Genomic DNA, 7,109 nt, shown 5'->3' on the forward strand with positions numbered 1-7,109 from the left:
CACCAAATGGCGACTTTACGGTTGGCCTCGCAGAAACCACACGCCATCTCTCAGCAGCCGGCTCATACACTTCAACGGGAGCAGGGCGTCTATCACCCGCTTGCAAATCGGTACCTCCAATGAGATAGATTTTATCCGCAACAATGACACTCGAAAATACCCATCTCAGATTTGGCATGTCAGGTTTCTTCCGCCAGCGGTTGGTTTTGGGATGATACACTTCAATGGTAGTAAGCGCGGGACCCCCTTGACCATCCGGCGGCCACCCAGACCCACCGATGGCGTAAAGGGTGTCCCGAATAACCGCTGCCTTAACGCCATCGCGTCGTGTCGGCACTTTGACCATGTATCGGTGGCAGGATCATAGACTTCCACAAGATCGACGCGTCCTGGATCCTCAGGCTTCTTGTCCCTTGGATCAACATTCCCACCAATGGCATAGATTTTGCCAGCAACCACCCCGATGCCGAATGCCGCACGGCGACGGGACATGTCCTGTTTTCGGACCCATGTGTCGGTTTCCGGGTCGTACATCTCGACGACTTTCAGAGTTGTGAGATTCACATGACGGTTGTCTTTCCCCACCCTTCCTGCCAAGACATAGATCCTGCCAGCAACAACAGCCGCCTTAGCATCGGAACGGACAGTCGGCATATCTGTGAGTCTCTCCCACGTGTTGGTTTCTGGGTCATACACCTCCACCAGGGACATCCCAAAAGGGCCACGGCAAATACCAGGACCAGGATCACACCAAATCCCCCGCTCATGTTCAAAAAGCGTGCCACCGATGAGATAAATCTTACCATCTACCACAGCAGTCGCGAAGCTAGCTCGCTGCGTTGGGAGTTCGGAAATCACCCGCCACTCGTTCGCATCAGCATTTTCCATTACAAAATGAGAGAGCACCACAACAGCAAAACCGAAGTATTCTGGACATTATCGACACCTCCTTCTGAATACAAACCGAATGTCAAGAATGTGCGGAAAAAGCGAAAAACAGTGCCTTTCTCAACCTCTTCCGCACAAAATCTACCCTTAAGATTTCTCTTTAGAGTCTTGTATTTAATCTGTGGAAAAATTTGTGATAACGAATCTCGGTCCGAATTATGCCTTTAAGACACAATCAGGTTAGTTCGTTTACCGAATCCACCTGCTTAGGGACAGCCAACCTCTACGGACAGCCGACGTCTACAGGTCTGCAAAAATATTCCCATTTATTTGGCTCGTTGTTGTGATTACGCGAGCAACAAGCCTCCTCTTCCTTTGTACAATGAGTGTGACCGTTGTCATCACCACACATATACTCATCAGCATCACCTTGATGAGCCTCTGTGATATCAGGCGCGAGTAACATTGAAGCGAAGATCGCTCCTGTCGCCACCGTGCCAGCGACGAAGGCATTCTTATGCGCCACATGACCGTCTTCTTTGACGAAGAAGTCACTGAGACGCTGTTTCGTGAGTTCGACGACGTGAGTCTGCATGAGAATTTATCTCCTTTTTTGTAAGGTGCTTCACCTAAAAGTCTCACAAAATACATCCATCCTATGCTACAATTAGGTTAGCACTGTCAGAGTCAGGTTATGGCAGTGCTTTCCGCGCCGATCGGTGTTTCTACCCCCTTCGGCGCACTTCTGAAAAAATATCGAAGACTGCCATTACAAAAACGATTTCGTCTGAAAAAACGAAATTGTCAACAACGGTGAGTTCGGTATAAAAATTAATACATTCGCGCCGAAACTCACGTTAGACTATAGTAGCAAGTTCCGTGCCAATCCCTTTCATAAAACACGCGATCTCTGTCGAACACACTGAAATTGAGAGAGCAGTATCTCCTCGGTTTACCAAAAACTTTCCCTGAAGAAATGGAACCCTCTCCTTATTTTCAAATTCCCTTGTTATCCCTCGAATCCAGCCCTATTTCAAACCGCGTCCCTTTGACGCAGTGCGTCCTATTGACGCACATAATCGCGTCATTCTGGCTAAGTTCCCATACTCGCGCGTTGGACTGAAGTGCCGTAGTGCTACAAACTCAGAAAACTGTTGATACCTTTAACCCTACGTTAACAGGTCTGTGTTTTTTTAACAAGGAAAAACGAAAAGTCCTCTATCCTCAAGAATCAACATCACCTAAATATTAATATTTTGTAGCGTATCCTATTAGGTTGCACACTCTTATGCACAAACTAACGGTTTATGCTACATAGTGGCAACTCGCGTTAAATATTATATTTTTTCAATTTCCTTTGCAACGTGCGTCTGCCGATTCCTAACACTTTCGCAGCTTCCGTCCGGTTCCCGTCAAGCCATGCTAACGTTTCACGGACGAACGCTTCTTCCATATCTTCAAGCGTCGCACCGAGCGGAACACCCACGCTCTGCTCGTTTTCAGGTGGAGAAATAGTTTCGGAGACATTCATCGATTGCTTTTGGTAGGTCCGGAAATTTTTTCGTAGATGCATTGGGCGGAGAACGCCCTCTTTCGCCAGAGAAATCCCTCTCTCAATGACGTTCTCCAATTCCCGCACATTTCCAGGCCAAGGATAGGCTTTGAGGAGAGCCAATGTACTCGCCGCCACTTGCAGAACCCCCAGTTTACCGACTTCACAATGTTTTTCAAGAAAGTGGACTACCAATACCTCAATATCCTCCCGCCGCTCTGACAATGGAGGTAGCACTATAGGGGCAACATCCAACCGATAATAGAGGTCTCCACGAAACGTTCCATCTCTAACGGCTTGTGCGAGATTTCTGTTGGTCGCCGTTACGATTCGGACATCCACCGGAATAGACCTTTCGCCACCGATGCGTTCAATCTGGTTATCCTCAATCGCACGTAGCAACTTCGGTTGCCCGGAAAGCGGCATCTCCCCGATTTCATCAAGGAAGAGTGTCCCTTTGTGTGCCCTTTCAAAGCTACCGATACGCCGTGCCTCGGCACTCGTAAACGCCCCTTTCTCATGTCCAAACAACTCATTCTCCAACAAGGTCGCAGGTATCGCCGCGTAGTTAACAGAAACCAGTTCTCCCGATCTACCGCTGTTTTTGTGCAGTGCACGGGCGACCAACTCTTTACCAGTCCCAGTTTCGCCAGAAATGAGGACTTTCATTGATGTCGATGCGAAGTGCTCAATTTGTTGCAGGACTTCAAAAATCTGCGGACTGTTGCCGATGATTTCACTGTAATCGCCACGTAATGTATTTCTTGACACTATAATTTGGGGCCTCCATATCAACGGGTTACTGATTCAAGAAGACAGCATAATTGCTGTGTATCGAGTTGACGTTCTTAAAGACCTGTTTTTTGATCGCATTTCGTGCATAAATGTCATAAAAACGAAAAAGATTGCATTTTTATGGAGAAATGCTTGAGAGATATCCTGTTTCCCGTCTGGGTGACACTGATCGTGCTTAAGCATCTACGCGATAAAAGCGATGTGGTATTGGAACGTATCTGTCCAAAGATACCCCATTGTCCAAACCTTAGTATATGGTAGATTTTAGAATTACTTTGACACTCTAAAGAGGCGAGGTTAGAAACCTCGCCAGCGGAAAAGGGTCGTTGTTTCTTTAAGATGTCTATGTATTTTTATAGTAGATCCCGTAATTAGTTATACACTTTTATAATATCATCAATAGAAGTCTCAGCGTTGTATTGACGTATCCGCTTGATGTTGGCGAAATCCTTCTCAATCGGATTCAACTCCGGGGAATAGGGCGATAAAAACAATAAACTCGCACCAGAAGCCCGGATCAATGCCGCTGTCTCTGAACCTTTATGGAACGACGCATTATCCATAATTACAACGTGGTTATCATCAAGCAATGGACATAGGACCTCCGAAAGCCACGTGTTGAAAGCCATCGCATCACAACTGCCCTCGAAAAGCAGAGGTGCTGTGAAACAGCCATCAAGACGTGCGGCAATCAACGTCGTCGTCGTATACCGATGACTTCGCACTTTCGCTTCAACACGGACCCCTTTCAGGGCATAAGCATACCGACGGAAATCGGTTTCACTGAAACCACTTTCGTCAATATAAACGGGTGTTTTGCCATGGGTTTGTGTCGCTTCTTGAAGTGCCGAGAGATACTCTTGGCGTTTTACCGGACACTGTTCTTTGTAGGGCGTCGTCTTTTTTTTCGCGTGATATTGAGTTTTGATAACGCATAAAAGATGCCGTTGGTCGAAACACCGAAGTGTTTGGCACGTTCAGCGAGAGTCTTATCAGGAAAATCAGCGACATGTTGCCGAAGCACATCGTAATCAATGGAGCGGGGTCCCTTGGGGCCCGGTTTCTCAGAAGTTAAGGGATCTTCTGCTTCTAACCAGTTATAGATCGTCCTTCTTGATGTGCCGAAGGTGCGTTCAGCGGCGGCTTTACTGCCACCGTTAGCAACGAAATCAAGGACCCTTTTGCGTAAATCTGTTGAATATGCCATAATCATACGCAAAATGCCCCGGCTTCGCAAACCTCGGAGACCAAAGGCAAACCCGGACGTCCCAAAGGCAGCCAGAACCGCAAGAAAACCGATGTCGTTCTCAATGACACATTGAAACAGATCCAATCCATGCTCAAGACGGTATTAGCCACCATCAAGGGTTTCTTAGGGATCCAATACTTCGTGCTCGATGGATACTTCGGACACAATAATGCGCTACAGATGACACAACACTGTGGACTCCATATGGCACAAAAATATTGATAACAAGGGTTGTCGGCGTGTATTGCGCGTATGCCGCCGCTTCCGAAAACAACCCCGCGGGCATCAGCAGCGATGCTCCCCAAACGAGTTTGGCATCTCCAGCGGCGAAAATACCGAACCAATAGAGTGTTAGAACGATTAAAAAGCCCCCAACAACCGTAAAGATACTGTTGAAGAGGGCACTGTTCCCTGACCAAACAGCGATAACTTGACTGAGAATGCCAGCGTAGATAAGCCCGTAGCTGCAAAAATTCTTGATTTTTCTTTCTCGTAGGTCTGTATAGGCAGCATAGCAGCAGAAAAGCAGAAGAAGAGCGATGAACAAATTCTGGTAGTTGAGCATTTTTCAATTCCTTAAGGTTGGCTTTGGTGTTCCATTTTCAACGCCCCCCAGCGTGTGGAGAGCTTCCTGACCGCCTCAACCGCACGAAAGCCCATCCCGAATACCATTACATTGGTAAAACGCGCCTTGTTTTCTCCTTTACCCCCGAAGACATAGATTTTACCGTTGACCACCGCTGCGCTAAAAGGTATAAGGGGCATTGGCATCGGTGAAATATCACTCCATTCCTCTGTCTCTGGATTATAGGTATCCACAGTTGCCATATATTGAGGAACCCTGTTTTGCCAAATGAAGAACAACCGTCGAGAATGATAGCCTCAGGTCCGGCATCTCATTCTTCCATTCCCAGCGGTTGATTTTCGGATTATATTCCTCAATGACCTTTAAAAAGGGACCTCCGGGACCCACTTGCGGCCACCCACGTCCACCGATAGCATAAATATGATTGTTGACAACTCCCACACCGAAACCATCACGTCTCCTTTGCATCTTCGCCCGCTTCATCCATGTATCAGTGGCAGGATCGTAGGCTTCTACGAGGTCAATACGCCCAGGAGCCTCAGGCTCCTTATCCAAAGGGTGAACCCACCCGCCAATACTATAGATTTTACCGGCAACAGCACCGGCACCAAAATCCAAGCGGCCCCCGGACATTCCTTGCTTTCTCGTCCATGTATTATTCTGCGGGTCGTACGCCTCTACAATATCCAGAAATTTTAGGTTAATTAAACGATTGTCCATCCCATTATAGCCCCCACAAACATAGATTGTCCCGTTGACGACCGCTGTCTCAGCATTCGTGCGTGGCGTTGGCATATCTGCGACTCGCTCCCAAGTATTCGTTTTCGGATCATACACTTCAACAGTGGACAGTCCATAGGGACCGCGCCTATTTTCAAAGAGGGTGCCGCCGATAAGATAAATCTTATCACCGACCACAGCAGTCGAGAAATCCTCTCTATGTGTTGGAAGTTCAGAAATTACGTGCCATTTTTCTCCGGCAATGTTCTCTATGGTTACAAGGCATAAAACAATAACCATCAAAACCACAATGCATCGTAGACGCTGAAGTGCTTTGAACATTATTGATCCTCCTCATTAGGTCTCTGCCTGTCTACATCACTTGAAAATATGCTGCAGGCAGGGCATTGTCTGCAATCACAAACAGAATATCAGTAATATGCGGGAAAAGGAAGAAGTAGTATCTTCTCAGACTTCTCCCGCATTCAAGTGAGAGCTACTGACTCAGCATCCATCAGATGCAGAAGTAGTGCCAACCCCCGCATCCATCTTGGCTGGATATGCAATATTGCTCATCTTGGCACGTTATATTACCGCAAGGATAACCAGCCTCTGCAGTATCAGGCACGAGCATTAATGCAGCGAAAATCGCTCCTGTTGCCACCGTGCCGGCGACTAACGCGTTCTTATGCGCAACATGCCCATCTTCTTTGACGAAGAAGTCACTGAGACGCTGCTTCGTGAGTTCGACGACGTGGGTCTGCATTCGGTTTCACCTCCTTTCATTTATGGGATAAATTCACCAAAGTTATGTTCATGCGGTGCACCGCTGAGGACATAGAAAAACCTAAGGATAAACCTTAAGGAACAGATGCAACATTCAACGACATCGGTCCGCAATTCCATGATTTGGTAAGACCTTATATGGCAATATTAGGGGTCTAAAAGGATTCTGCTGTGTATGATCCCCAAGTTCAAACGAGATTTTCTAAGATTTTTTCTGTTTTCCAAAATGCCCGCTGTCAGAAAAATTTTCGGTCGCTCACCACACGGAGGGGATTCAATTTCAGGTTGATCCGGCGAAAACAGAACTCCGATTTCCGAAAGTTTAGAAAGAAAGGTGAGTGCTTCAAAAACCTCAGAACGGGAGCCATGTTTGTCGGCGAGCGTGTCAATGATGACATCCGTTTCCGAAACGCTACAAGCATTTAGGATGTCGCAAACAACTTCTTCAAACGAATGGGGTTTCATGCTTTGGGGTTGAGAAGGTTGGATGCCACCAAGATCTACCAACAACGGAGAGAATCCGGTTTCTCGGA

Annotated in this window: 10 protein-coding genes; all 10 read right to left on the bottom strand. The window is 47.1% G+C overall.

The genetic code is table 11. The features are described from left to right. Positions 1–165: 165 nt before the first annotated feature. Positions 166–888, bottom strand: coding sequence for a hypothetical protein (locus J4G07_18250; GenBank protein MCE2415928.1), 723 nt, complete (start codon positions 886–888; stop codon positions 166–168). 283 nt (positions 889–1,171) lie between these two features. After that, a complete protein-coding gene (locus tag J4G07_18255; protein ID MCE2415929.1) occupies positions 1,172–1,483 on the bottom strand; it encodes a hypothetical protein in 312 nt (103 codons plus the stop codon). Positions 1,484–2,218: 735 nt separating this feature from the next. After that, a complete protein-coding gene (locus tag J4G07_18260; protein ID MCE2415930.1) occupies positions 2,219–3,211 on the bottom strand; it encodes a sigma-54-dependent Fis family transcriptional regulator in 993 nt (330 codons plus the stop codon). A 395-nt stretch (positions 3,212–3,606) separates the two neighbouring features. Beyond that, a complete protein-coding gene (locus tag J4G07_18265) occupies positions 3,607–4,164 on the bottom strand; it encodes an IS630 family transposase (protein MCE2415931.1) in 558 nt (185 codons plus the stop codon). Beyond that, positions 4,104–4,448, bottom strand: a complete 345-nt coding sequence (locus tag J4G07_18270; GenBank protein MCE2415932.1) for a helix-turn-helix domain-containing protein — start codon at positions 4,446–4,448, stop codon at positions 4,104–4,106. Before J4G07_18270 ends, J4G07_18265 begins: the two co-directional genes overlap by 61 nt. A 148-nt stretch (positions 4,449–4,596) precedes the next feature. Next, positions 4,597–5,049, bottom strand: a complete 453-nt coding sequence (locus J4G07_18275) for a prepilin peptidase (GenBank protein MCE2415933.1) — start codon at positions 5,047–5,049, stop codon at positions 4,597–4,599. 11 nt (positions 5,050–5,060) lie between these two features. Beyond that, positions 5,061–5,312 (bottom strand): hypothetical protein, encoded by a 252-nt coding sequence (locus J4G07_18280; protein MCE2415934.1) that lies wholly within the window; start codon positions 5,310–5,312, stop codon positions 5,061–5,063. Then, positions 5,290–6,132 carry a hypothetical protein gene (locus J4G07_18285; protein MCE2415935.1) on the bottom strand — a complete coding sequence of 281 codons (843 nt, stop codon included), beginning with the start codon at positions 6,130–6,132 and terminating at the stop codon, positions 5,290–5,292. Before J4G07_18285 ends, J4G07_18280 begins: the two co-directional genes overlap by 23 nt. Before the next feature lie 172 nt (positions 6,133–6,304). Next, the gene (locus J4G07_18290; GenBank protein MCE2415936.1) at positions 6,305–6,556 is read right to left on the bottom strand and encodes a hypothetical protein; all 252 of its coding nucleotides are present in this window, start codon (positions 6,554–6,556) and stop codon (positions 6,305–6,307) included. A 167-nt stretch (positions 6,557–6,723) separates the two neighbouring features. After that, on the bottom strand, positions 6,724–7,109 hold a 386-nt coding region (locus J4G07_18295; protein MCE2415937.1), incomplete at its 5' end, for a hypothetical protein.

The sequence above is a fragment of the Candidatus Poribacteria bacterium genome (assembly GCA_021295715.1).
Taxonomy (GTDB): domain Bacteria; phylum Poribacteria; class WGA-4E; order WGA-4E; family WGA-3G; genus WGA-3G.